General features: G+C 75.1%; 23 protein-coding genes. 9 read left to right on the top strand and 14 right to left on the bottom strand.

Translation table 11 applies throughout. The features are described from left to right. Positions 1–64: 64 nt before the first annotated feature. The gene (locus GA0070609_RS11335) at positions 65–1,333 is read left to right on the top strand and encodes an MFS transporter (protein WP_088993775.1); all 1,269 of its coding nucleotides are present in this window, start codon (positions 65–67) and stop codon (positions 1,331–1,333) included. Between the two features lie 13 nt (positions 1,334–1,346). Here GA0070609_RS11335 and GA0070609_RS11330 read toward each other — a convergent pair whose 3' ends face one another. Further along, positions 1,347–2,417, bottom strand: a complete 1,071-nt coding sequence (locus GA0070609_RS11330; RefSeq protein WP_088993774.1) for a DUF4037 domain-containing protein — start codon at positions 2,415–2,417, stop codon at positions 1,347–1,349. Positions 2,418–2,542: 125 nt separating this feature from the next. Here GA0070609_RS11330 and GA0070609_RS11325 point away from each other — a divergent pair, with 125 nt between their 5' ends. Continuing rightward, on the top strand, positions 2,543–2,770 hold the full coding sequence (locus GA0070609_RS11325; protein ID WP_088997660.1) for a hypothetical protein: 228 nt from the start codon (positions 2,543–2,545) through the stop codon (positions 2,768–2,770). 43 nt (positions 2,771–2,813) lie between these two features. Next, positions 2,814–3,743: a 5'-3' exonuclease gene (locus GA0070609_RS11320; protein ID WP_408630662.1), complete on the top strand. Its 930-nt coding sequence runs from the start codon at positions 2,814–2,816 to the stop codon at positions 3,741–3,743. A 22-nt stretch (positions 3,744–3,765) separates the two neighbouring features. Here GA0070609_RS11320 and GA0070609_RS11315 read toward each other — a convergent pair whose 3' ends face one another. Beyond that, positions 3,766–6,543 carry a DEAD/DEAH box helicase gene (locus GA0070609_RS11315; RefSeq protein ID WP_088993772.1) on the bottom strand — a complete coding sequence of 926 codons (2,778 nt, stop codon included), beginning with the start codon at positions 6,541–6,543 and terminating at the stop codon, positions 3,766–3,768. Between the two features lie 87 nt (positions 6,544–6,630). Here GA0070609_RS11315 and GA0070609_RS11310 point away from each other — a divergent pair, with 87 nt between their 5' ends. Beyond that, complete coding sequence (locus tag GA0070609_RS11310; RefSeq protein WP_088997659.1) at positions 6,631–7,395, top strand: HAD family hydrolase; 765 nt, start codon at positions 6,631–6,633, stop codon at positions 7,393–7,395. Positions 7,396–7,502: 107 nt separating this feature from the next. Here GA0070609_RS11310 and GA0070609_RS34845 read toward each other — a convergent pair whose 3' ends face one another. Then, the gene (locus tag GA0070609_RS34845; protein WP_088993771.1) at positions 7,503–8,357 is read right to left on the bottom strand and encodes a LysR family transcriptional regulator; all 855 of its coding nucleotides are present in this window, start codon (positions 8,355–8,357) and stop codon (positions 7,503–7,505) included. A 70-nt stretch (positions 8,358–8,427) separates the two neighbouring features. Between GA0070609_RS34845 and GA0070609_RS11300 the strand changes: the two genes are divergently transcribed. Beyond that, a complete protein-coding gene (locus tag GA0070609_RS11300; protein WP_231928623.1) occupies positions 8,428–9,342 on the top strand; it encodes an EamA family transporter in 915 nt (304 codons plus the stop codon). Here the strand turns inward: GA0070609_RS11300 and GA0070609_RS11295 are convergent. Further along, positions 9,305–10,240, bottom strand: a complete 936-nt coding sequence (locus GA0070609_RS11295) for a diacylglycerol kinase (RefSeq protein ID WP_088993769.1) — start codon at positions 10,238–10,240, stop codon at positions 9,305–9,307. The two genes, GA0070609_RS11300 and GA0070609_RS11295, sit on opposite strands and share 38 nt — an antisense overlap. Positions 10,241–10,350: 110 nt before the next feature. On the opposite strand from GA0070609_RS11295, the gene GA0070609_RS11290 reads away from it, so the two are divergent. After that, positions 10,351–11,160, top strand: a complete 810-nt coding sequence (locus tag GA0070609_RS11290; RefSeq protein WP_088993768.1) for a formate/nitrite transporter family protein — start codon at positions 10,351–10,353, stop codon at positions 11,158–11,160. Positions 11,161–11,223: 63 nt separating this feature from the next. Here the strand turns inward: GA0070609_RS11290 and tatC are convergent, their stop codons facing one another. The 5 genes from tatC to GA0070609_RS11265 form a co-directional block, all read right to left on the bottom strand. After that, entirely contained in the window at positions 11,224–12,174 is a 951-nt protein-coding gene (tatC, locus tag GA0070609_RS11285; protein WP_088993767.1) for a twin-arginine translocase subunit TatC, read from the bottom strand. Between the two features lie 17 nt (positions 12,175–12,191). Beyond that, entirely contained in the window at positions 12,192–12,491 is a 300-nt protein-coding gene (gene tatA / locus GA0070609_RS11280; RefSeq protein WP_088993766.1) for a Sec-independent protein translocase subunit TatA, read from the bottom strand. 209 nt (positions 12,492–12,700) lie between these two features. Then, positions 12,701–12,949, bottom strand: a complete 249-nt coding sequence (locus tag GA0070609_RS11275; protein ID WP_088993765.1) for a DUF5320 domain-containing protein — start codon at positions 12,947–12,949, stop codon at positions 12,701–12,703. Positions 12,950–12,959: 10 nt separating this feature from the next. Beyond that, positions 12,960–14,024, bottom strand: a complete 1,065-nt coding sequence (locus tag GA0070609_RS11270; protein ID WP_231928622.1) for a helix-turn-helix transcriptional regulator — start codon at positions 14,022–14,024, stop codon at positions 12,960–12,962. Further along, complete coding sequence (locus GA0070609_RS11265) at positions 14,021–15,022, bottom strand: helix-turn-helix transcriptional regulator (protein ID WP_088993764.1); 1,002 nt, start codon at positions 15,020–15,022, stop codon at positions 14,021–14,023. Before GA0070609_RS11265 ends, GA0070609_RS11270 begins: the two co-directional genes overlap by 4 nt. A 113-nt stretch (positions 15,023–15,135) precedes the next feature. Between GA0070609_RS11265 and GA0070609_RS11260 the strand changes: the two genes are divergently transcribed. Beyond that, positions 15,136–16,134, top strand: coding sequence for a cation diffusion facilitator family transporter (locus GA0070609_RS11260; RefSeq protein ID WP_088993763.1), 999 nt, complete (start codon positions 15,136–15,138; stop codon positions 16,132–16,134). 264 nt (positions 16,135–16,398) lie between these two features. Then, positions 16,399–17,484 (top strand): DUF3866 family protein, encoded by a 1,086-nt coding sequence (locus GA0070609_RS11255; protein ID WP_088997658.1) that lies wholly within the window; start codon positions 16,399–16,401, stop codon positions 17,482–17,484. Positions 17,485–17,603: 119 nt separating this feature from the next. Here the strand turns inward: GA0070609_RS11255 and GA0070609_RS11250 are convergent, their stop codons facing one another. From GA0070609_RS11250 to rfbA, 5 genes are all read right to left on the bottom strand, one after another. Further along, entirely contained in the window at positions 17,604–18,308 is a 705-nt protein-coding gene (locus tag GA0070609_RS11250) for a cupin domain-containing protein (protein WP_088997657.1), read from the bottom strand. 288 nt (positions 18,309–18,596) lie between these two features. Next, complete coding sequence (locus GA0070609_RS11245) at positions 18,597–18,782, bottom strand: hypothetical protein (protein WP_088993762.1); 186 nt, start codon at positions 18,780–18,782, stop codon at positions 18,597–18,599. Between the two features lie 68 nt (positions 18,783–18,850). Further along, positions 18,851–20,209: a Pup--protein ligase gene (gene pafA / locus GA0070609_RS11240; RefSeq protein WP_088993761.1), complete on the bottom strand. Its 1,359-nt coding sequence runs from the start codon at positions 20,207–20,209 to the stop codon at positions 18,851–18,853. A 69-nt stretch (positions 20,210–20,278) separates the two neighbouring features. Further along, a complete protein-coding gene (locus tag GA0070609_RS11235) occupies positions 20,279–20,902 on the bottom strand; it encodes a dTDP-4-dehydrorhamnose 3,5-epimerase family protein (protein WP_088993760.1) in 624 nt (207 codons plus the stop codon). A 40-nt stretch (positions 20,903–20,942) separates the two neighbouring features. After that, positions 20,943–21,830, bottom strand: coding sequence for a glucose-1-phosphate thymidylyltransferase RfbA (rfbA, locus tag GA0070609_RS11230; protein WP_088993759.1), 888 nt, complete (start codon positions 21,828–21,830; stop codon positions 20,943–20,945). An 88-nt stretch (positions 21,831–21,918) separates the two neighbouring features. Here rfbA and rfbB point away from each other — a divergent pair, with 88 nt between their 5' ends. After that, positions 21,919–22,920: a dTDP-glucose 4,6-dehydratase gene (gene rfbB, locus GA0070609_RS11225; protein WP_088993758.1), complete on the top strand. Its 1,002-nt coding sequence runs from the start codon at positions 21,919–21,921 to the stop codon at positions 22,918–22,920. Positions 22,921–23,065: the final 145 nt, after the last annotated feature.

Genomic DNA, 23,065 nt, shown 5'->3' with positions numbered 1-23,065 from the left:
TCCCCCGACTATAGTCCGTTTCAGTTCGGAACTCACTGGCTCGGCTGAAACGGGGGCGGACGGCATGGGCGTCGGGCAGCGAGCCGGGGTGTTCTGGCGCTGGTGGACCGCCGGCACGACCAGCCAGGTCGGGTCGGCGGTCGGCGCGGTGGCGCTGCCACTGACCGCGCTCACCGTGCTGGACGCCAGCGCGTTCGAGATGGGCCTGATCGCCGCGGCCAACTACGTGGCCTGGCTGGTGATCGGCCTACCGGCCGGCGTCATCGTGCAGCGGCTGCCGCTGCGCGGCGCGCAGGTCGGCGCCGACCTGGCCCGCGCGGCGGCCGTCGCGTCGATCCCGCTCGCCTGGTGGTGGGGCCACCTCACGGTCGCCCACCTGGTGGTCACCGCGCTGGTGATCAGCTTCGCCAACGTGCTCTTCGACGTGGCCAACTCGACCTTCCTGCCGAGCATCGTCGAGCGGGAGGACCTGCACGCCCGCAACAGCCTCACCTCCGCGACCTACGCGGCCTCCCAGCTCAGCGGCCCCTCGCTCGGCGGCCTCGCCGTGCAGGCGCTGGGGGCGGTGCCGACCCTGCTGCTGGACGCGGTCAGCTACCTGGTCTCGGCGGTGCTGCTGCGGACCCTGCCCGCCCGCCGCGCGGACGCGCCGGACCGGTCGCCGCCGATGGGCGAGCTGATCCGGCAGGGCTGGCGCTTCGTCGCGCACCACCCGGTGATGGGCCCCAGCATGTGGGCCGCCACCGCGATCAACTTCGTCTGCGGCGCCCAGCACGCGCTCTACCCGCTCTACCTGGTCCGCGAGCTGCACGCCCCGGCCGGGCTGGTCGGCGTGCTGCTCGCCGTCGAAGGCGTCGGCTCGCTGCTCGGCGCCGCGCTCACCCCTCGGATCACGGCCCGCCTCGGCACCGCCCGGGCACTGGTCATCGCCGGCGTGGTCGCCGTTGGCGGCGCGTTCGTCGTCCCGCTGGGCACCGGCTGGCCGGCGTACGCGGCCTTCGCGGTCGGCAACGTGGTCTTCTCCGTCGGGGTGGTCGTCCTCAGCGTGACCACCCGGACCTACCGGCAGATCGCCAGCCCGCCCGACCTGCTCTCCCGGGTGATGGCCACGGTCCGGTTCGTCTCCTGGGGCGCGATCCCGGTCGGCGGGCTGGTCGCCGGTGCCCTGGCCGTCGGCCTCGGCGCCCGGGCCACGCTGCTGATCTTCGCCGGCGCGGTCGTGGGCGCGCCGCTGGTGCTGCTGCTCTCCCCGGTCCGCCGGCTGCGCGACCTCACCGACCACGACCGGGACACCGACGACCAACCCGCCGTCCCGGTTCCGGCCGGCCGCTGACCCGCCACCCGGGTCAGTCCAGCGCGCCGGACACCCGGCGGGCCCGGCGGGCATGGGTCAGCACGTCGACGCTGTCCACGTACTGGTCGACCGCGCCGAGCGGCGGACGCTCCCGCAGCGCCGGATCGACGATGGCGGCGCGCAGCGCGGCGGCGACCCGACCGGCGTCCAGCACCAGGAAGGGCCGGCGGTGGAACTGCCTGGCCCGGGCGCGCACCGGGTCGGCCAGCCCGGTGGCGTCGGTCCAGTCGGCCACCGCCTCCAGGGCGCGCACCAGCCCGTCCTGGCGCCGCGGCCAGTCTCCCGGACCGAGCGCGTCGGACAGCGCCGCGACCACCGGCGCCGCGTCCGGCAGCCGGCTGAAGACCGTGCCGAGCCACTTGTCGTACGGCGGCCACCGGCGCCGGGTCAGCAGGCCGAGCCGCATCAGGTCCCGGGCCAGCCCGGCGGTGACGGTCCGGCTGCCCAGCTCGTCGCCGACCTCGGCGCAGCGGCCCGGCAGGTGCTCCGCCTGGGCGATCCGGGTCCATCCGGCGCGCAGCACCTGCCGCCACACGTCGTCCGGATACCACGTCAGGGCCGCCCGGCCCGCGGTGAGCGCGCCGTCGAGGCCGTCGTGGAAGACCGCGCCGCCGGTCAGCTCGGCCAGCCGCTGGGTGGGGGTGGCCAGCCAGTCCGCGACGCCCACCCCGGCCGCCGGGTCGAACCCCAGCCGGGCGTGCCACCAGTCGCCCAGCTCGTGGACGCTCACCCCGTGCCGGGTGCCGGCCCGGTCGGCGACCCCCAGCCGGGCGTCCGCGCCGACGAACCGGGCCGGCCAGCCGAGGAACTCCGCCGGCAGCTCGGCGTCCAGCGCGGCGCGTACCTCGGGGATCCGGCCGGCGTCGCGCGCCGCGACGAAGAGTTGGGCCCGGGGTCCCCAGTCGTGGTCGGTCGAGCGGGCCGTGTCCAGGCCGAGCAGCTCCGAACCGCCGTCGAGCAGTCCGGCCGCGTACCGCAGGCCCGGGCAGTGGCGGCGCAGGATCGGGGCCACCGCCACGTCGTGGAACCGGCGGGCCAGGCTCAGGCCGGGAAGGAATGCCACGTCGAGCAGTCTGCGCCCGCCGCCGGCCGGGCCGCATCCCGGTTCCGGCGTGCCGCCGCCGGACCCTCGATAGCCTGAGCTCAGGCGTCCGGGGCGGGCGCCGACGGACGGAAGGACCGGTGCCGGTGGCAGCCAACGACGGGGACCGCGCCGCGGCGCGCCGCCGCCGGCTGCTCTGGTCCGGGGTGCTGGCGCTGGTCGGCCTGCTGCTGCTGGTCGTCGGCCTGACCGTCGCCGACGGCGCCACCGCGTGGATCGAGGTGATCGCCGCGATCCTGCTGCTGGTGGTGAGCTACGCCCTGCAGCACGTGGCCCGCCGGGAGACCGTCTACCGGCCGGACGACCGGCGCTGACCCGGGCGGGCCGTCCCCCCGATCGTCGGTGGGTTGTGCCAGGCTGTCGGACGTGGCACAGCAACCCCCGATCCTGCTCGTCGACTCGCCCAGCCTCTACTTCCGGGCCTACTTCGGCATCCCCGAGTCCGCCGCCCGGGCCGAGGACGGCAGCCCGGTCAACGCGGTGCGCGGCTTCCTCGACATGCTCGCGACCCTGATCCGCACCCGCCGGCCCGACCGGATGGTCTGCGCGCTCGACCACGACTGGCGGCCCGACTGGCGGGTGGCGCTCCTGCCGTCGTACAAGGCGCACCGGCTCGCCCCGGAGGGCGGTGAGGTGGTGCCGGACACGCTCACCCCGCAGGTGCCGGTCATCCTCGACGTGCTCGACGCCATCGGCATCACCACGGTCGGCGCGGCCGGCTACGAGGCCGACGACGTGCTCGGCACGCTGTCGGTCACCCAGCCCGCGCCGGTCGAGGTGGTCTCCGGCGACCGCGACCTGTTCCAGCTGGTCGACGACGCCCGCCCGGTGCGGCTGCTCTACGTCGGGCGGGGCGTGGCCAAGCTGGAGGACTGCGACGACGCCGCGGTGCGCACCCGCTACGGGGTGCCGGCCGACCGGTACGCCGACTTCGCCGCGCTGCGCGGGGACCCCAGCGACGGCCTGCCCGGCGTGCCCGGCGTCGGCGAGAAGACCGCCGCCCGGCTGGTCACCCGCTACGGTGACATCGCCGGCATCCTGGCCGCCCTGGACGACCCGGATTCCGGCTTCGCCCCCGGCCTGCGCGCCAAGCTCGCCGCCGCCCGGGACTACCTGGCGGTGGCGCCGAAGGTGGTCAAGGTCGCGCTCGACGTGCCGCTGCCCGACCTGCCCACCGATCTGCCGACCGCCCCCGCCGACCCGGACCGGCTGCTGGAGCTGGCCCAGCGGTGGAACCTGGCCGGCTCCGCCCGCCGGTTGGTCGACGCCCTCGCCGGCCGTTCCTGACCCGGCTCGGGCCCCGCGCCGGTCAGGCGGCGGCGTGGTACGCCAGCACGCCCCGGTTGACCGCGCCGATCGCCTGCCGGGCGGTGGACCGCAGGTCGGCCGACGCGCCACCGGAGTCGGCGAGCTGGCCGAGCAGGTCGACCACCTGCCGGGCCCACCGGACGAAGTCGCCGGCCGGCATCTCCCCGTCGATCTCGTGGCCGCTGGCCAGCACCTTGGCCAGCGCCTCACCCCGGGCCCAACGGTAGATCGGCCAGGCGAAGCCCAGGTCGGGCTCGCGGGTCACCGCCAGCCCCCGGGACGCCTCGTCGGCCTCGATCTCGCTCCACAGCTTCAGCGTGGCGTCCACCGCCTCGGACACCCCGCCGCGCGGCAGCGAGGCCCGCTCGTCGACGTCGCGGCGCGCCTCGAAGACCACCACGGAGACCGCGGCGGCCAGCTCGGCCGGGGAGAGCCCGTCCCAGACCCCACGCCGCAGGCACTCCGCGACCAGCAGGTCGGCCTCGGTCCAGATCCGGCCCAGCATCCGTCCGGCGTCGGTCACCGCGCCGTCCGGCGCGAGGTAGCCGCGCGCGGTGAGCAGCGCGACGATCCGGTCGAAGGTACGCGCCAGCGAGCCGGTCCGGCCGGCCACCCGCTGCCGCAGCTCCTCGGTGTCGCGCTCCAGCCGGCGCCGCCGCTCCGCCCAGCGGGCGTGCTCCTCCCGGTCCGGGCAGGCGTGGCAGGGGTGCCGGCGCAGCTCGGCACGGAGCTGGCTGAGCCGGTGGTCCTCGCCGACCGCCTGCCGGGACCGGCCGCGGCGCCCGCCGTGCCGGTCCAGCCCGGTGCCGCTGACCTCGGCGGCGAGATCCCGCCGTGCGGCCGGCGAGCGGTGGTTGAAGTGCTTGGGCACCCGGATCCGGGCGAGCACCTCCGCCGGGGTGGTGAAGTCGCCGGGGCTGACCCGCCCGGCCCAGCGGTCCTGGGTGAGCACCAGCGGGCGGGGCTCGCCGAACCCACCGGTCGCCGGGTCAAGCACCACCGCCAGCCCGGCCCGCCGGCCCGACGGAACCCGGATCACGTCACCCACCCGCAGCCGCTCCAGCGACGCCACCGCGGCGGCCTTGCGCTGGCTCTGCCCCTGCCGGGCGAGCGCGCGTTCCCGGTCGGCGATGGCCACCCGCAGCCCGAAGTACTCGTCGAAGTCGCCGTGGTGGCAGGCGGCGTCGGCGCCGTACGCCTCGATGCTCTCGGTGTTGCGCTGCACCTGCCGGGCCAGGCCGACCACCGACCGGTCCGCCTGGAACTGCGCGAACGACGACTCCAGCAGCGCCCGGGCCGGCTCCGCGCCGACCGTGCCGACCAGGTTGACCGCCATGTTGTACGAGGGCCGGAAGCTGGACCGCAGCGGGTACGTGCGGGTCGAGGCGAGGCCGGCCACGTGCCGCGGGTCGGTCTCCGGGGACCACACCACCACGGCGTGCCCCTCGACGTCGATGCCGCGCCGGCCGGCCCGGCCAGTGAGCTGGGTGTACTCCCCCGGGGTCAGGTCGACGTGCGCCTCGCCGTTGTACTTGACCAGCCGCTCCAGCACCACGCAGCGGGCCGGCATGTTGATGCCCAGCGCGAGCGTCTCGGTGGCGAAGACCGCCTTGACCAGGCCGCGGACGAACAGCTCCTCGACGACTTCCTTGAACGCCGGCAGCATGCCCGCGTGGTGGGCGGCCAGCCCGCGCTCCAAGCCGTCGAGCCACTCCCAGTAGCCCAGCACCGACAGGTCCTCGCCGGGGATCGCGGTCACCCGCGACTCGACCACCCGGCGGATCTCCGCCCGCTCCTCCGGCGAGGTGAGCCGCAGCCCGGCGGCCAGGCACTGCTGCACAGCGGCGTCACAGCCGGCCCGGCTGAAGATGAACAGGATCGCCGGCAGCAGCCCCTCCCGGTCCAGCCGGTCGACGATGTCCGGGCGCATCGGGCCGCGCCAGCGGGGCCCGCGCCGCCCGCCGCCCGGGCCGGCGCTGCGCCCCTCGCCCAGCTCCAGCCGGCGCATGGTGTCCCGGGTGTAGCGCAGCAGTTCCGGGTGCACGTCGTGCTTGCGGGCCGCGTCGGCGTCGTGGAACAGGTCGAACATCCGCTTGCCGACCAGCATGTGCTGCCACAGCGGCACCGGCCGGTGCTCGCTGACCACCACCGCCGTCTCGCCGCGGACGGTGACCAGCCAGTCGGCGAACTCCTCGGCGTTGGAGACGGTGGCCGACAGGGAGACCAGCGTCACCGAGGCGGGCAGGTGGATGATCACCTCTTCCCAGACGCCGCCACGGAACCGGTCGGCGAGGTAGTGCACCTCGTCCATCACCACGTACGCCAGGCCCTCCAGGGTGGCCGAGCCGGCGTAGAGCATGTTCCGCAGCACCTCGGTGGTCATCACCACCACCGGCGCGTCGCCGTTGATCGCGTTGTCGCCGGTGAGCAGGCCGACCTGCTCGGCGCCGTAGCGGTCCACCAGGTCGTGGTACTTCTGGTTGGACAGCGCCTTGATCGGCGTGGTGTAGAAGCACTTGCGCCGGGTTCCCTCGGCCGGCTGCCCGGGCGTGCCGCGCAGCGCCAGGTGCACGGCGAACTCCCCCACCACTGTCTTGCCCGCGCCGGTGGGGGCGCAGACCAGCACGCCGCTGCCCCGCTCCAACGCCTGACACGCCTCGCGCTGGAAGTCGTCGAGATCGAACCCCAGGTCAAGGGCGAACTCGTCCAGCGCCGGGAACTGGGAGGCCTGCGCGGCCCGGCGGCGCGCCGCGGCGTACCGCTCGGCGGGGCTCGACATGGCACCAAGATTAATGCGTGCCGGCGGCCGACACCGGACAAGGCCGCCCGATCGGGGCCGTCGGAGCCGGTCGGTAGGGTGCAGCACGTGCCGGAGCATGCCGAACCGCCCCAGACCCCCGCCCCGGGCAGCGCCGCCGCCGGTCCGAGGGCGTCCCGCCGGCCCGTGAAGGCGGTCCTGTTCGACTTCCACGGCACCCTGGCCCAGGTCGAGGAGGCCCGCGAGTGGGTGCTGGCCGCCGCCGCGACCTGCGGGGTCGCCCTGGAGCGGGCCCGGGCCACCGCGCTGGCCGACCGGCTGCTCACCGCCGGTCGGGCGGGTGGCCCGCTGCCGGCCCGGGTGCCGCCCCGGCTGGCCGAGCTGTGGGCCGACCGCGACCTCTACCCGCACGCCCACCGCGGCGCGTACACGGGGCTCGCCGAGACGGTGGACGCCGGCATCGACGGCTTCGCCGAGGCACTCTACGAGCGGCTGCTGGTGCCCGACGGCTGGGTGCCCTACCCGGACGCCCGACCCACCCTGGGCGCGCTGCGCGAGGCCGGGGTACGGGTGGCCGTGGTCAGCAACATCGGCTTCGACATCCGGCCGCACTTCGCCGCCTGGGGCCTGGCCGACCTGGTCGACGCGTTCGTGCTGTCGTACGAGGTGGGGCGCTGCAAGCCGGACCCGGCGATCTTCTGGCGCGCCTGCGGGATGCTCGGCGTCGACCCGGAGCAGGCGCTGATGGTCGGCGACACCCCGGCCGACGCGGGTGCGGTGGCGGCCGGCTGCGCCGTGCTGGTGCTCCCGGCGGCCGAGGCCGGTCGGGAGAACGGCCTGGGCGCCGTGCTCGACCTGGCCCTGCCGGCCTGACCCACCCCACTGGCCGCCTCAGGCCCTCGCGAACGCCCGCACGCCGCTCGACCCCGGCGGCGCGATCCGGGCGGCGGCTCAGCCCCGCCAACGGCCCGCACGCCGGCTCAGCCGCGGACGGTGTCCCGGGCCAGCGCGACAAGGTCGGCGACGGCCGGGTGGCCGGGCGGCTCGCGCCAGGCCAGCAGCACGGTGACCGGCGGCGCGTCGGTCAGCGGCAGGTACGCCACCGCCGGGTTGGGATACATCGCCGCGGTCGCCGCGGTGGTGACCCCGACCGCCCGGCCGGCGCTGATCGCCGCCAGCCAGTCGTCGGTATTGGCCACCGGCACCACCGTGGCCGGCGCCCGACCGGCGGGCCACAACTCCAGGGTGGTGGTGCCGGTCGCGGCGTTCACCGCGATCGGCTGGTCGACCAGGTCGGCCAGGGTGAGCGCGGCCCGGCCGGCGAGCGGGCTGTCGGCGGGCACGGTAGCCAGCCGCGGCTCGTCGAGCAGCCGCTGGGTGCGGATCCCGGGCAGGTCGACCGGCTGACGCAGCACCGCCACGTCGACCCGGCCCCGGGCCAGCCCGGCGGTGCGTTCGTCGATGCGCAGCAGTTCCAGCGGGGTGTGCGGGTGCTGCTGCCGCCAGCGACGCAACAGGGTCACGGTGTGCCCGCCCAGCGCCGACCAGGCGTGCCCCAGCCGGATCGCCCGGCCGCCCAGGTGGGCCGGGTCGAGCACGTCGTCGACCGCGGCCACCGCCGCGGCGGCGCGGTCGCGCAGCGCCCGACCGGCGGGGGTGAGCGCCAGGTGGTGCGTGGAGCGGTCGGCGAGGCGTACCCCGAGGTGGTTCTCCAGCTGGCGCAGCGTGCGGGAGAGGGCGGGCTGGGTGAGCCGCAGCCGGGCCGCGGCCCGGGTGATGCTGCCCTCCTCGGCGATGGCCAGGAAGGCCCGCAGGTGGCGCAGCTCCACGGTCATGACCGCCAAGCATAAGCGCGGGCGAACCGGCATTTCCGCGCCGCGCGGCGACCTCCTAGCGTTGGGGAACGTGACCGACACCCTGCGCTCCGGGCCGCCCGCTCCCGCCGCCGCGGCGCCGCGCCCGCGCGGCGGCCTGCGGGCGGTGGGCCTGGTGCTCGGCGGGGCGCTGTCGGTGCAGTTCGGCTCGGCCGTGGCCGCCCTGCTCTTCCCGCGCTCCGGGGTGGCCGGGGCGGTCACGCTGCGGCTGACCATCGGCGCCGTACTGCTGCTGGCGGTGTGTCGGCCTCGGCTGCGCGGCCACCGCCCCGGGGACTGGGCGGCCGCCGCCGCGTTCGGGGTCGCCCTGGCCGGCATGAACTCGCTGTTCTACCAGGCCATCGAGCGCATCCCGCTGGGCCCGGCGGTGACCCTGGAGGTGCTCGGTCCGCTGACCTTGTCGGTGCTGGCCGCCCGCCGGCTGGCCAGCTGGTGCTGGGCGGGGCTCGCCGCCGCCGGGGTGGCCCTGCTCGGGCAGGGCGGCTTCGACCGGCTCAACCCGGTCGGCGCCGGGCTGGCACTGGCCGCCGGCGCGATGTGGGCGGCGTACATCGTCCTCAGCGCCCGGGTCGGGCAGCGCTTCCCGGGCGCCGACGGGCTGGCCCTGGCGCTGGCCGTCGCCGCGCTGCTCACCCTGCCGGCCGGGCTGCTCGGCTCGGGGACGGCGCTGCTGGACCCGACGGTGCTGGCGCTGGGCGCCACCGTCGCCGTGCTCTCCTCGGTGCTGCCGTACACCCTCGAACTGCTCGCCCTGCGCCGGCTGCCCACGCACACCTTCGCCGTGCTGATGAGCCTCGGCCCGGCCATCGCCGCGCTGGCCGGCTGGCTGGTGCTGGATCAGGCGCTCACGGTGCCGGAGGTGCTGGCGATCGGGCTGGTGATCGCGGCCAGCGTCGGCGCGGTGCGGGTCAGCGCAGCAGCCGCAGCGCCGCCGGCACAGCCGTGACGGTGACCGGCAGGTCCAGCACCCGCTCCCCGTCGGCGTACGTGGTGATGCCCTCGGCGGCCAGCTCCACCTCGCGCACCCGGTAGCTGCGCACCAGCGGGTGCCGCACGTGGGTGCCCTGGTAGATGCTCGGCTTGACGCGCATCAGGGTGAGCCGGTCGAACCGCCCGCCGACCACCACGTCGAGCAACCCGTCGGTGAGGTCCGCGTCCGGGCAGATCCGCATGCCGCCGCCGTAGCTGGGCGCGTTGCCCACCGCCACCAGCACCGCGTCCACCTCCTGCGGTTCGCCGTCGAGGCGCAGCTTGTACCGGCGTGGCCGCAGCCGGGCCAGCTCCACCAGGATCGCCAGGTCGTACCGGCGGGGGCCGCGCGGCCAGCGCATCCGGTTGGCCCGCTCGTTGACGATCGCGTCGAAGCCGGCTGCCAGCACCGCCCCGTACCAACGCCGGGTGCCGTCGGCGCCGGTCAGCCGGGCCAGGTCGACCGGACGGGTGCGGCCGGCGCGCAGCGCGTCGGCGATCACCTCGACGGCGGCCAGCGGGTCGGCCGGGAACCCGGTGTCCACCGCGAAGTCGTTGCCGGTGCCGGCCGGCACCGGACCGAACGGGACCGGCGTCCCGGCGACCGCCTGCAACGCCCGGTGCACGGTGCCGTCGCCGCCCACCGCGACCAGCGCGGCCACCCCGTCGGCGACGGCCGCGTGGCAGGCCGCCTCGGCCTGGTCGGCGCTGTGCGCCTCGAGCAGCCGCACCGGCCGGCCGGTGGCGGCGAGCCGGTCCAGCAGCCCGGGCAGCAGCCCGCGGTGCCGGCCCCGGCCGGCGGTCGGGTTGGCCAGCACGGCGACGGGACCGTCGGGGGCCACGGAGGGGTGATCGTCAGCGGTCACGGCGAGCACCGTACCGCCACCGGCAACCCCGCCGGCCTCGGCCGGCAGGTCGTCACCGGCTGTCCGGACGGTGTCACCGACGCCACGCTTAACGGTCAGGCCACCGGGGACACGCCGGCATGCCCGACGAGCGCCCCAACCGGTTCCCGGAGCCCGCCCGGCCGGAGCCGGAGGTCGAGGAGGCCTTCGGCCGGCTCGTCGCGGAGGGCGCGGTACGGCTGGCCCGGCCCTGGCCGTCCCTGGCCGTCACGGGCCTGCTCGGCGGCGTGGACGTCGGCACCGGCGTGCTGGCGTACCTGCTCGTCGCGCGGGTCACCGGGGAGCCGCTGCTGGCCGGCGCCGCGTTCAGCATCGGCTTCGCCGCGCTGCTGCTGGCCCGCAGCGAACTGTTCACCGAGAACTTCCTGGTGCCGGTGACCGCGGTGGCCGCCCGGCACGGCCGCCCGCGCGCCCTGCTCCGGCTCTGGTCCGTCGCGCTCGCCGGCAACCTGGCCGGCGGTTGGCTGGTCGCCTGGCTGATCACCCGCGGCTACCCGGAGCTGCGGGACACCGCGATCAGCACCGCCACCCACTACGCGCGGCTCGGCGTCAACCTGCGCTCGTTCGCCCTGGCGGTGCTCGCCGGCATGGTGATCACCCTGATGACCCGGATGCAGTACGCCACCGAGAGCCTCGGCGTCCGGCTGGTCGCGGCGCTGCTGTTCGGCGCCCTGCTCGCCGCGGGGCAACTCTTCCACAGCGTGCTCGACTCGATCTTCATGTTCGCCGCGCTCACCGCCGGCCGGGCGCCCTTCGGCTACCTGGACTGGCTCGGCGCGCTCGCCTGGTCGGTGTTCGGCAACATCGTGGGCGGGGTGGGTCTGGTCGCGTTCCTGCGGATGCCCCGGGTGGCGCACCGGTTGGCGCGGGAACGGGCCCGCCAACGCTGACCCCGGTACGAGACGACGGAAGCCGCCCACCGGGGGCGGCTTCCGTCGTGGCTGCGACCCGGGTCAGGTCATGTCGTCGTAGCGGCGGTCGATCGGCGCCGGCGCGGCGATCGGCTCCGGGGCGGTGATCGGCGCGGTGCCGTCCACCCGCTCCCCCGCCTCCACCGGCTCCCGGTCGAACTCCAGCGGCGACACCTCGTCGTCGGCGAGGCCGGCGTAGACCTCCTTGCCGCGTCCCCGGCGCTTGTCGTTGAGGAACGCGACACCGACGGCGGCGAAGTAGAGCGCGCAGAGGCAGATGGCCAGCGCCGTCATCCCGAACGGGTCCGGGGTGGGGGTGACCACCGCGGAGAAGGCGAAGAAGACGAAGACCGCCACCCGCCACCAGCCCAGCAACCGCCTGGCACTGGCGATGCCGACGAAATTGAGCATCAGCACCAGCAGCGGGAACTCGAACGCCACCCCGAAGAGCAGGATGAGGTTGGTGACGAACGAGACGTACCGGGTGATGTCCAGGGTGGTGTTGATCTCGCTGCCGGAAATGTCCAGCAGGAACTCCAGGCCCTTCGCGGTGACGAAGTAGGCCAGCACCGCGCCGGCGGCGAACAGCGGCGCCGCCAGCCCGGTGAAGACGTACGCGTAGCGCCGCTCGTGCCGGTGCAGGCCCGGCGCGATGAACGCCCAGAGCTGGTAGAGCCAGACCGGCGCGGCGAGGATCAGCCCGACCCAGAGCCCGATCTTGAGGTTGAGCAGGAACAGGTCGGCCGGCCCGAGCTGGACGAAGTCGCAGGCGCCGTTGGTCGTCTGCGCCTGCGGCAGGTCGCAGTACGGCCGCTTCAGCACGTTCAGCACCGGGCCGGCGAGCCAGATGCCGAAGCCGAAGCCGACCACGATCGCCAGCGACGCCTTGAACAGGCGGTTGCGCAGCTCGCGGACGTGCTCGATCAGGGTCATCGAGCCGTCGGCGGCCCGCTGGAAGCTGCTCGGACCGCGCTTACGGAGACCGAAGGCCACGGTTGCGGGCCCTTCGGTCAGTTGTCGCGGACGCGGTGCACCGGGTCAACGCCCGGCTGCTGCTGCGGCGGGGCCTGGTAGGGCGCCTGCTGCGGGGCCTGCTGCCCGGCGTGCGGCGGCAGCGGCTGGTAGCCGGCCTGCGCGTCGGCCTTCTCGGCCAGGTCGCGGTCGTCGTCGTGCAGGCTCTTGGTCTCGGCCTTGATGATCCGCAGCGAACGGCCCAGCGAACGGGCCGCGTCGGGGAGCCGCTTCGCGCCGAAGAGCAGGATCAGCACGACCACGAGTACGGCGATGTGCCACGGCTTGAGGGCACCCATGGGAAGCTCCAGTCGCTCTGTGTGTCTGGCAAGGGGTGTGTCGCAGCCCATCGTACGTGCGCCGAAGGCCGTTGCCACCCGCCGGGCGGTGGTGGTTCGTCCCGGCCGGTGAAGTGTTGACCAACCCCGAGTGTCCCGTCAACCGCCCCCGCCCGATCGTTCCTGCGCGCAACCCGGCCGGATCGCGCAGGGACGACAACGATGGTCGATCAGTCGCCGCGCTTCGCCTTGATCAGTTCCAACCGCCGCTGGGCGGTGTCGAGCTGCTCCTGCAGCGTCTCGGCGCGCTGCTGGAGGCTCTCCGCGCTCTCCCGCAGCGCCTCCGCCTCGGTCGCCCGCCGTTGCAGGGCCAGCGCCGCGCGGCGCAGCCGGGGCAGCCGGGCCAGCACCGTCCGGACGGCCAGGGCGAACCCGACGAGCGCGACCAGCACCAGCGCGAGCACGATCCACGTCACCACGGCGGTCAGCCTACTGGGCGCCCGCCGTCACCGCCGGACCGGCGGACGGCGCCGGGGGCGTGTCGGGTCCGCCCGCCGGCTGCGCGGGCGCGGGGCTCGGCGCCGGTGCGGCGTACGCGTCGAGCGCGGCGGCGGCCGCCGCGCGTACCTGTTCGGCGAGCTCGACCGGGGCGACCACGGTGACCTCCGGACCGAGCCCGAGCACGAACCGGCGGGCCCAGCCGAGGTCGGTGACCCGCAGCGAGACCAGCCACTGGTCGCCGTCGCCGGCCGCCACCGACTCGCACGGGTAGTACTCGGTGATCCACCGCTCGCTGCGGCCCACCCGCAGGGTGATCAGCGGCAGGTCCGGCGAGGGGCGGAACACCCCGTCGGTGAGGTCGTGCGGGCGGGCCTGCGGCGGCACCACGGCCGGCTCGTCCAGCTCGGTGACCGCGTCGATGCGGTCGGAGCGGAACAGCCGCACCGCCTCCGCCCGGCGGCACCACGCCTCCACGTACGCGCGCCCGCCGACCATCAGCATCCGCAGCGGGTCGACCACCCGTTCGGTGGTCTCGTCCCGGGCGGCCGTGTAGTAGGTGATCCGCAGCGCCCGGCCGCTCTCCACCGCGGTCCGCAGCTCCTGCACCTGGCGGGTGTCGGCGGGCAGCCGGACCTCGACCGGCGCGGCCACCAGGTCACCCGCCGCGTTCTCGATCTTGGCGAGCGCCCGCTCCACCGCCTCCCGGTTGGCCACCCCGGGCGTCTCGGCGAGCATCCGCAGCGCCACCACCAGGGCCAGCGCCTCGTCCGGGGTGAGCCGCAGCGGCCGGTCGATGCCGGCGTCGTAGGTGATGGTGACCCGGTCGCCGTCGAAGGCCATGTCGATCAGGTCGCCGGGCCCGTAGCCGGGCAGCCCGCAGACCCAGAGCAGTTCCAGGTCCTCGCGCAGCTGCCGCTCGGTGACGCCCAGGTCACCGGCCGCCTCGGCGATCTCGATGCCGGGGCGGGCCAGCAGGTAGGGCACCAGGTTGAGCAGCCGGGCGAGCCGGTCGGCCGAGGCCCGGGAGCCGCCCCTGGCGGCGGGGCGGGTCATCGGGCACCTCCGGCGCCGGCCAGCTCGTCGTGCCGGGTGGCGATCTCCTTGAGCCGCTGGATGACCGCCTCGCGCACCTCCGGCGGGTCGAGCACCCGCACGTCCGGGCCGTAGCCGACCAGCTGGCCGGCGAGCGAGTCCGGGTCGGCGTACGGCAGCACCAGCCGGTCGGCGTCGCCGCCGGTGGCGGTGACGCTCACCGCCCAGCGGCGCAGCCCCGCGGCGCGCCCGGGAGTGACCAGCACGGTGGCCCGGCCGGCCCGCTCCACCGGACCCGACCAGCGGGCCACGTGGCTGATCAGGTCGACCCCGGCCGGCGGCTGGTAGCCGCCCGGCTCGCCGGTCACCCGGACCGCGCCGACCACCCGGGAGAGCCGGAAGCAGCGTGTGGCCGCCCGGTCCAGGTCGTGCCCGACCACGTACCACCGGCCGCGCCAGCAGACCACGCCCCACGGCTGGAGCCGGCGCCGGCTCGGCGCGTCCCGGTCGGGCACCCGGTAGTCGAAGCTGACCTCGCGGCGGTCCCGCGCGGCGGCGGTGAGCGGCGCGAACGCCGGGTCGACCGTGACCATCGGCTCCAGGCCGAGGGTGGCCTGCGGGTCCACGTCGACACCGGCGGCGCGCAGCTTGGCCAGCCCGGAGGAGGCGGCGGCGGCCAGGCCGGCGTGCTGCCACAGCCGGGCGGCGATGCCCACCGCGGCGGCCTCGTCCGGTTCGAGGGGGATGTCGGGCAGGGCGTACTCCCGGCGGGCGATCCGGTAGCCGGGCTCGGCGTCGAAGACGCTCGCCGTCCCGGTCTCCAGCGGCACGCCCAGCTCGCGCAGCTCGGCCTTGTCCCGCTCGAACTTGCGCTGGAACGCCTCGTGGTCGCGGGCGTCGTCCGGGTCGTGCTCGTACCCGGGCACGGTCGCGGCGATCTGCGCGGCGGTCAGGAACCGTCGCGTGGACAGCAGGCAGATCACCAGGTTGACCAGGCGCTCGGTGCGGGTCCGCGACACGCGGTAACGCTAGCAGCCCGCGCGTCCGCGACGCGCACCCACGCGCCGGGGAGCTCCGCCGGCCACCGCCGCATCGCCCGGCGGGAGGTCGTCGACGCCCATAGGGTGACCTGGTGACCGCGCCGACCGTCCGGACCGAGAGCGTCGGCACGGTCGTCGTCGCCGGCGCCGCCAACCTCGCCATCGCGGCGGCGAAGCTGGTCGCCGGGCTGATCTCCGGTTCGGCGGCGATGCTCTCCGAGGCGGTCCACTCGGTCGCCGACACCACCACCGAGGCGCTGCTCTACCTGGCGCTGCGCCGTGGGGCCCGGCCGGCGGACGCCCGCCGCCCGTTCGGCTACGGCAAGGAGAGCTACGTCTGGGCGTTCCTGGCCGCCGTGTTCACCTTCGTCGCCGGGGCCGGCTTCGCCGTCACCCACGGCGTCACCACGATCCTCGTGCACGAGCACAGCGGCGACTACCTGGTCTCGTACGTCGTGCTGGCGGTCTCGTTCGTGATCGAGTCGGTCTCCCTGGCCCGGGCCGCGCGCCAGGTCCGCGCCCAGTCCCGGCGCTGGCGCACCACCCCGCGCCGCTACCTGCGGCTGACCGCGGACACCACCGTGAAGGCGGTCTTCCTGGAGGACAGCGCGGCCCTCGTCGGGCTGGTGCTGGCCGCCGCCGGGGTCGCGCTGTCCGAGCTGACCGGCGACGAGCTGTACGACGGGATCGCCTCGATCCTGATCGGCGTGCTGCTCCTGGTGGTCGCCGTGACGCTGGCGCTGCGCAACCTGTCGCTGCTGGTGGGGCGGTCGGTGCCGGCCCGGCTGCGCCGGGAGATCGACCGCGAGCTGACCGACCTGCCCGCCGTGCGGCGGGTCGACACGCTGCTGACCATGCAGCTCGGCCCGGCCGACATCCTGGTCGCCGCCAAGGTCGACTTCGACGACACGGCCACCGGCGCGCAGATCGAGGCCGCCGCCGACGCCGCCGAGCGGCGGCTGACCGCCCGCTACCCGGAGATCCGCTACGTCTTCCTCGACCCGACCCGGGCCACCGCCCGCGACGCTCCCCCCGACCCGTCCGGCCCGGCCGAGGCCGGCGGAGCACCGGGCGGCACCGATCCGGACTGACGGCGCGGGCGTCCGTCCGGCCCGGCCGAGGCCGGCGGAGCACCGGGCGGCGCCGGGCCGGTCCGACGGCCGGCGGCTCGATCCGGAACCGATCCGGCCGCCGGCGTGATGCCCACCCGGTATGGCCGGACGGACACCACGTGCGGCTTCGCGCTGGCCGGCCGGGCGCGGCACGGCGGGCCAAGCCCCGTGCCGGCCGCCGGGCGTCACGCCGGGCGGGTCCCCGCCCCGGTGCCGGATGCCCGGCCCGATACCGTGCCGGGCATGGTGCGATGGCGGTCGGGAACGGTGAGCGCGCTGCGGCGGCAGTGGGCCGGGGCGGTCGAGCTCGACGTCGACCTGCCGGACGGCACCACCATGCGGGCGCTGGCCTACCCCGACCTGGTCGGCCGGCCGGAGCCCGGCGACCGGGTGCTGCTCAACGCCGGCGCGCTGCTGATGGGGCTCGGCACCGGCGGGTACGCACTGGTGGTGGCGCTGCCCGACCGGCTGCCGCCGGACCCGCCGCAGGCGCTGGACAACCGCGACGCCGGTCACCTGGTCAAGGCCCGCTACACCCCGTTGCAGCCGATCCTGCTCGGCGTGGACGAGGAGGCCTCGCCGCACCGGGCGGTGCTCGCGGCCGCCGAGGACGTCGCCGGCCTGCCCGTGGTCACCGCCGACCTGCACTCGGCGCTGCCGGCGATCCTGGCCGGGATCCACGCCGACGCCCCCGACGCGCGGGTGGCGTACCTGCTCACCGATGGTGGGGCGCTGCCCGCGTGGTTCTCCCGCACCCTCGCCGGGCTGCGGGACGACCTGGTCGGCACGATCAGCGTCGGGCAGGCGTTCGGCGGCGACCTGGAGGCCGCCACCCTGCACAGCGGGCTGCTCGCCGCCCGGCACGTGCTCGGCGCCGACCTGGCGATCGTCGCCCAGGGGCCGGGCAACCTGGGCACCGGCACCCGCTGGGGCTTTTCCGGGGTGGCCGTCGGCGAGGCGGTCAACGCGGTCGCCGCGCTGGGCGGGCGGGCCGTCGGGTCGCTGCGCATCTCCGCCGCCGACCCGCGTCCCCGGCACCGTGGGGTGTCACACCACAGCCTCACCGCGTACGGCCGGGTCGCGCTCGCCGCCGCCGAGCTGGTGGTGCCCGACGGCCTCGACCCGGCGCTGGCCGCCGAGGTCGACGCGGCCCTCGCCCCGCTGGCGGCGCGGCACCGGATCGTCCGGGTGCCCACCGACGGGCTGGACGCCGCGCTGCGCGCCACCCCGGTCCGGCTGTCCACGATGGGCCGTGGCCTGGACGCCGACCACGCGTACTTCCTGGCCGCCGCCGCGGCCGGCCGGCACGCCGCCCGCCTGGCGGCCTGACCCGACCCCCGGACCGGACGGCCGCCGCCCCCGCGCTCACCGGACCCAGGCCGCGGCCGCGCTCATTGGACCCAGGCCGCCGCGTCCGGGTGCACCGGACGCCCCCGCCACGGCCGCGCTCAGCGGACGACCGGCCGCTTGTCGCGGGGCAGCGCCTCGATCAGCTCGCGGGGCAGGTTCAAGGTGTCGGCGACCACCTGGTGCGGGGTGTTCGCCATCCACTGGGCCAGTGAGATGTCGGCGAACCGCGGCCTGCGGAACATCTCCAGGAAGACCAGCGGCTCGCTGCCCAGGTTCTCGATGTAGTGCCCGTACGCGAACGGCACGTAGCCCACGTCACCCTCGGAGAACGCGCCGTCGTCGAAGACCAGCAGGAATTCCACCCCCTCGTCGAGGGCCTGGATGTGGTGCGGCACCCCGCGCGGGAAGAACCACAGGTCGCCGGAGCGGACGTCGTCGAGGAAGGTGCGCCCCTCCTGGTCGACGGCGCTGATCCGGCAACTGCCCCGCAGCACGTACGCCCACTCGGACTGCTTGTGCCAGTGCAGTTCCCGGTAGGCGCCCGGCTCCAGGCGCATGTCCACACCGCTGAGTTCGGTGGCGATCGGCAGCTCCCGCTGGGTGACCTCGCGGGTCCAGCCACCCCGCTCGATCCGGTTGTGCGCGTCAGAGAACGAGAACCGCAGGTTCGGCACGGTCCCCGCGTCCGTGGGCGGCGGGGTCAGCAGGTCCGGGTTCTCCCGGTCCCGCACGACGTCCCGCGGTCCGGGGTCGTCGCCGCCCCGTACGCCCCGCTGCGGTCGTGGCAGCCGTTCCTCGCCCATGCCTCGCCTCTCCCGGTCGGCCGGTCCGCGCCGCGCCCGGCGGGCGTCGCGGGCCGCGTGGCGCGGCACCGGGCCGGCCACGTCGGCGGCCGGCGGGTACCCGTCGGCCCGACCCGGTCGGGCCAACCGCTGGCCCGACGGGGTCACCGGTTGGCGGCGCCGGCGGTGGGCCAGCGGCGGCAGGTCAGCAGGGTCAGTGGCTGGCGGAGCCGCCGGCGGCGCCAGCGGGCAGCGAAGCCAGCGGGCTCAGTGGGAGGCGGAGGCGGCGCTGGGAGGCGGAGGCGGCGCTCAGGCGAGGAAGATCAGGCCCAGCCAGGCGCCGACGATCACCACCAGCGCTACCGCGAGCACCCAGGTCGGCACGGTGTACTCGCCGCGCCGGTTGCGCGCGATCTCCTCGCGGATCTTCTCGCGGCGGCGCTCGATGAAGTTCTGCCGCTGCCGGCCGCTCTCGTCAGGTTCGGAAGTCGTCATGGCGCGGTCAGCCTACCCGGCCGCCCCGCCCCGGCGGCGGTGACCGCCACCGGGGCTCGGGCGCGCCGTCACATGCTGGCGATCAGCCGCTCGACCCGCTCGTCGTACGCCCGGAACGGGTCCTTGCAGAGCACGGTGCGCTGCGCCTGGTCGTTGAGCTTCAGGTGCACCCAGTCGACGGTGAAGTCGCGCCGCTTCTCCTGGGCGTGCCGGATGAACTCGCCGCGCAGCCGGGCCCGGGTGGTCTGCGGCGGGGTCTCCTTGGCCTCGAAGATCTCCGGGTCGGTGGCCACCCGGTCCACCTCGCCGCGCCGCTCCAGCAGCCCGTAGAGGCCCCGGCCGCGGCGCAGGTCGTGGTAGGCGAGGTCCATCTGCGCGACCCGGGGGTGCGACAGCGGCAGGTCGTGCTTGCGCTGGTAGCGCTCGATCAGCCGCAGCTTGGTCACCCAGTCGATCTCCCGGGCCACCGGCTCCAGGTCGCCGGTCTCCACCGCGCGCAGCACCCGGCCCCACAGCTCCACCACCCGCTTGGCGGTCTGGTCGCCGCCGCGCCGCTCGACGAACTCGGTCGCCTTGGCCAGGTATTCCTGCTGGATCTCCAGCGCGCTGACCTCCTTGCCGGAGGCGAGCCGCACCTTGCGCCGGCCGGTGATGTCGTGCGACACCTCGCGGATCGCCCGGATCGGGTTCTCCAGGGTGAGGTCGCGCATCACCACCCCGGCCTCGATCATCCGCAGCACGATGTCGGCGGTGCCGACCTTCAGCAGCGTGGTGACCTCGTTCATGTTGGAGTCGCCGACGATGACGTGCAGCCGGCGGTAGCGCTCGGCGTCGGCGTGCGGCTCGTCCCGGGTGTTGATGATCGGCCGGCTGCGGGTGGTCGCCGAGGAGACGCCCTCCCAGATGTGCTCGGCGCGCTGGGACAGGCAGTAGACCGCGCCGCGCGGGGTCTGCAACACCTTGCCGGCGCCGCAGATCAGCTGCCGGGTGACCAGGAACGGGATCAGCACGTCGGCCAGCCGGCCGAACTCGCCGTGCCGGGAGACCAGGTAGTTCTCGTGGCAGCCGTACGAGTTGCCGGCCGAGTCGGTGTTGTTCTTGAACAGGTAGATCTCACCCGCGATGCCCTCGTCGTGCAGCCGCTTCTCCGCGTCGACGAGCAGCCCCTCCAGGATCCGCTCGCCGGCCCGGTCGTGGGCGACCAGGTCGACCACCGAGTCGCACTCCGGGGTGGCGTACTCCGGGTGCGAGCCGACGTCGAGGTAGAGCCGGGCGCCGTTGCGCAGGAACACGTTGCTCGACCGGCCCCAGGACACCACCCGGCGGAAGAGGTACCGGGCGACCTCGTCAGGGGAGAGCCGCCGCTGCCCCCGATAGGTGCAGGTGACGCCGTACTCGGTCTCGAGGCCGAAGATTCGCCGCTCCATGATGAGACATTAGCCGCCCGGAGGGCCCGTTCGTCACTGTCACACCACAGGTCGTGGTCCGCGGGACCGTCAATTCCCGGCCGATTGCGGCATACCGTCCGGCCCCAGCCTCGCCACGTACGACCGGCAGGTCGCGTGATCGGGCAGCAGGCCGCTCTCCCGCGCCCGCGCCAGGCTCGGCGCGGCGGCGTCGCGGGCGGACAGCTGCGGCTCGTCGACCGGCCACTCGATGCCCAGGTCCGGATCCAGCGGGTGCACCGCGTGCTCGCCGGTCGGGTTGTAAGTGGTGGAGCAGAGGTAGCTCAGCGTCGCGTCGTCGGTCAGCGCGCAGAACCCGTGCCCCAGCCCTTCGCTGAGGTACACCGCGCGACGGTCCACGTCGTCCAGCCGGACGCCCTCCCAGCGCCCGAACGTGGGCGAGCCGACCCGCAGGTCGACCACCACGTCGAGCACCGCGCCGCGGACGCAGGTGACGTACTTGGCCTGGCCGGGCGGCACGTCGGCGAAGTGGATGCCGCGCACCACCCCGCGGGCCGAGACCGACAGGTTGCCCTGGGCCAGCCGCAGCGGGTGCCCCACCGCCTCGGCGAGCCGATCGAACCGGTACCACTCCATGAACAGCCCGCGCGGGTCGCCGTGCTGCTGCGGGGTGATCTCCCAGGCACCCTCGATGCCCAACGGCCGGATCTTCACCGGGCCACCCCCGCCCGCCGCTGCTTCGCGCTCCCCGCGTTCACCGCGGCACCGCCTGGCCGTCCCGCTCGGCGAGCAGCCCGAGCAGGTAGTCGCCGTAGCCGCTCTTGGTCAGCGGCTCGGCCAGCGCGCGCAGCTGCGCGTCGTCGATCAGGCCGGCCCGCCAGGCCACCTCCTCGACACAGCCGATCTTCATACCCTGCCGCTCCTCGATCACCCGGACGAACTCGGCGGCCTGCATCATCGAGGTGAACGTGCCGGTGTCCAGCCACGCGGTGCCCCGGTCGAGCACGGTCACCGACAGCTCGCCGGTCTCCCGGTACGCCTCGTTGACGGCGGTGATCTCCAGCTCGCCACGGGCGCTCGGGGTGAGCTTGCGGGAGATGTCGACCACCCGGTTGTCGTAGAAGTACAGCCCCGGCACCGCGTACCGGGACTTGGGCCGGGCCGGCTTCTCCTCGATCGAGAGCACCTTGCCGTCGGCGTCGAACTCGACCACCCCGTACGCCTCCGGGTTGGCCACCGGGTAGGCGAACACCCGGCCGCCGACCAGGTCGCCGTGCGCGGCGAGCTGCCGGCCCAGGCCCACGCCGTGGAAGATGTTGTCGCCCAGGATCAGCGCCACCGCCTCGTCGCCGATGAAGTCCGCGCCGAGCACGAACGCCTGGGCGATGCCCTCCGGGCGGGCCTGGACGACGTACTCCAGCCGCAGCCCCCACTGGCTGCCGTCACCCAGCAACCGCTGGAACTGGCTCTGGTCCTCCGGCGTGGTGATCACCAGGATCTCCCGCACGCCGGACATCACCAGCGTGGAGAGCGGGTAGTAGATCATCGGCTTGTCGAAGACCGGCATCAGCTGCTTGGACACTGCCCGGGTGATCGGCCAGAGCCGGGATCCGGTGCCACCGGCGAGTAGGATTCCGCGCACCGGGGGAGCCTACCGGGACCGGGCCGAACCGGACAGCCGGGTCCGCGTCCCCCGGCCCCGCCGGCACGTCGCGTACACTTCCGGACCCGTGAGGATCCTCGTCACCGGCGGAGCCGGATTCATCGGGTCGGAGTACGTCCGCATGCTGCTGGGCGTGCCCCTCGGCAGCGCCACGGGTGTGCCCGCGGTCGAGCCCGCCGCGGTGACCGTGCTGGACAAGCTGACCTACTCCGGCAACCTGGCCAACCTCGCGCCGGTGCGCGACGACCCCCGGTTCCGCTTCGTGCAGGGCGACATCTGCGACCCGGCCCTGGTCGACGAGGTGGTGCCCGGTCACGACGTGATCGTGCACTTCGCCGCCGAATCGCACGTCGACCGGTCGATCGCCGGCGCCGCGCCGTTCGTCACCACCAACGTGCTGGGCACCCAGACCCTGCTCGACGCCGCGCTGCGCCACGGCACCGGCCGGTTCGTGCACGTCTCCACCGACGAGGTGTACGGCTCGATCGACGAGGGGTCCTGGACCGAGACCTGGCCGCTGGCGCCGAACTCGCCGTACTCGGCCTCCAAGGCCGGCTCCGACCTGCTCGCCCTGGCCTACCACCGCACCCACGGCATGGACGTGGTGGTCACCCGCTGCTCCAACAACTACGGGCCGTACCAGTTCCCGGAGAAGGTCATCCCGCTGTTCGTCACCAACCTGCTCGACGGCGGGACGGTGCCGCTCTACGGCGACGGCGGCAACGTGCGGGACTGGCTGCACGTGCACGACCACTGCCGGGGCATCGCGCTGGTGCAGCAGAAGGGCCGCGCCGGTGAGGTCTACAACATCGGCGGCGGCACCGAGCTGACCAACAAGGAGCTCACCGGGCGGCTGCTGGAGGCCTGCGGCGCCGGCTGGGACCGGGTCGTCCCGGTCGCCGACCGCAAGGGCCACGACCGCCGCTACTCGCTGGACATCACCAAGATCAGCGAGGAGCTGGGGTACGCCCCGAGCATCGACCTGGACCGCGGGCTCGCCGACACCGTGCGCTGGTACCGCGAGAACCGCGCCTGGTGGGAGCCCCTGAAGTCCGCACCCGCCGCATGAGCGAGCGTCAGCGAGCGAATCGTCAACGCAGCGCCACGGTGCCTCATGGCGGCACTGCTCACACTCCGACCCCCGGCCGAGGCCGTGTCGATGCTGCGACATCCACCGACGCGTCCGGGGCTCGGAACGTTCGGCGCAGCGGAGT

The organism is Micromonospora echinaurantiaca (genome assembly GCF_900090235.1).
Taxonomy (GTDB): domain Bacteria; phylum Actinomycetota; class Actinomycetes; order Mycobacteriales; family Micromonosporaceae; genus Micromonospora; species Micromonospora echinaurantiaca.
The sequence above is the reverse complement of the archived record's forward strand: the minus strand, read 5'-3'. Positions and strand labels throughout refer to the sequence as shown.

Bases quoted from the DNA above. Each gene is read 5' to 3' on its own strand.
- tatA (WP_088993766.1), bottom strand. From the start codon at position 12,491: ATGGGTGCCCTCAAGCCGTGGCACATCGCCGTACTCGTGGTCGTGCTG.
- pafA (WP_088993761.1), bottom strand. From the start codon at position 20,209: ATGGAGCGGCGAATCTTCGGCCTCGAGACCGAGTACGGCGTCACCTGC.
- GA0070609_RS34845 (WP_088993771.1), bottom strand. From the start codon at position 8,357: ATGACCGTGGAGCTGCGCCACCTGCGGGCCTTCCTGGCCATCGCCGAG.
- GA0070609_RS11245 (WP_088993762.1), bottom strand. From the start codon at position 18,782: ATGACGACTTCCGAACCTGACGAGAGCGGCCGGCAGCGGCAGAACTTC.
- GA0070609_RS11255 (WP_088997658.1), top strand. From the start codon at position 16,399: ATGGTGCGATGGCGGTCGGGAACGGTGAGCGCGCTGCGGCGGCAGTGG.
- GA0070609_RS11335 (WP_088993775.1), top strand. From the start codon at position 65: ATGGGCGTCGGGCAGCGAGCCGGGGTGTTCTGGCGCTGGTGGACCGCC.
- GA0070609_RS11250 (WP_088997657.1), bottom strand. From the start codon at position 18,308: ATGGGCGAGGAACGGCTGCCACGACCGCAGCGGGGCGTACGGGGCGGC.
- GA0070609_RS11270 (WP_231928622.1), bottom strand. From the start codon at position 14,024: ATGACCCGCCCCGCCGCCAGGGGCGGCTCCCGGGCCTCGGCCGACCGG.
- GA0070609_RS11315 (WP_088993772.1), bottom strand. From the start codon at position 6,543: ATGTCGAGCCCCGCCGAGCGGTACGCCGCGGCGCGCCGCCGGGCCGCG.
- GA0070609_RS11290 (WP_088993768.1), top strand. From the start codon at position 10,351: ATGCCCGACGAGCGCCCCAACCGGTTCCCGGAGCCCGCCCGGCCGGAG.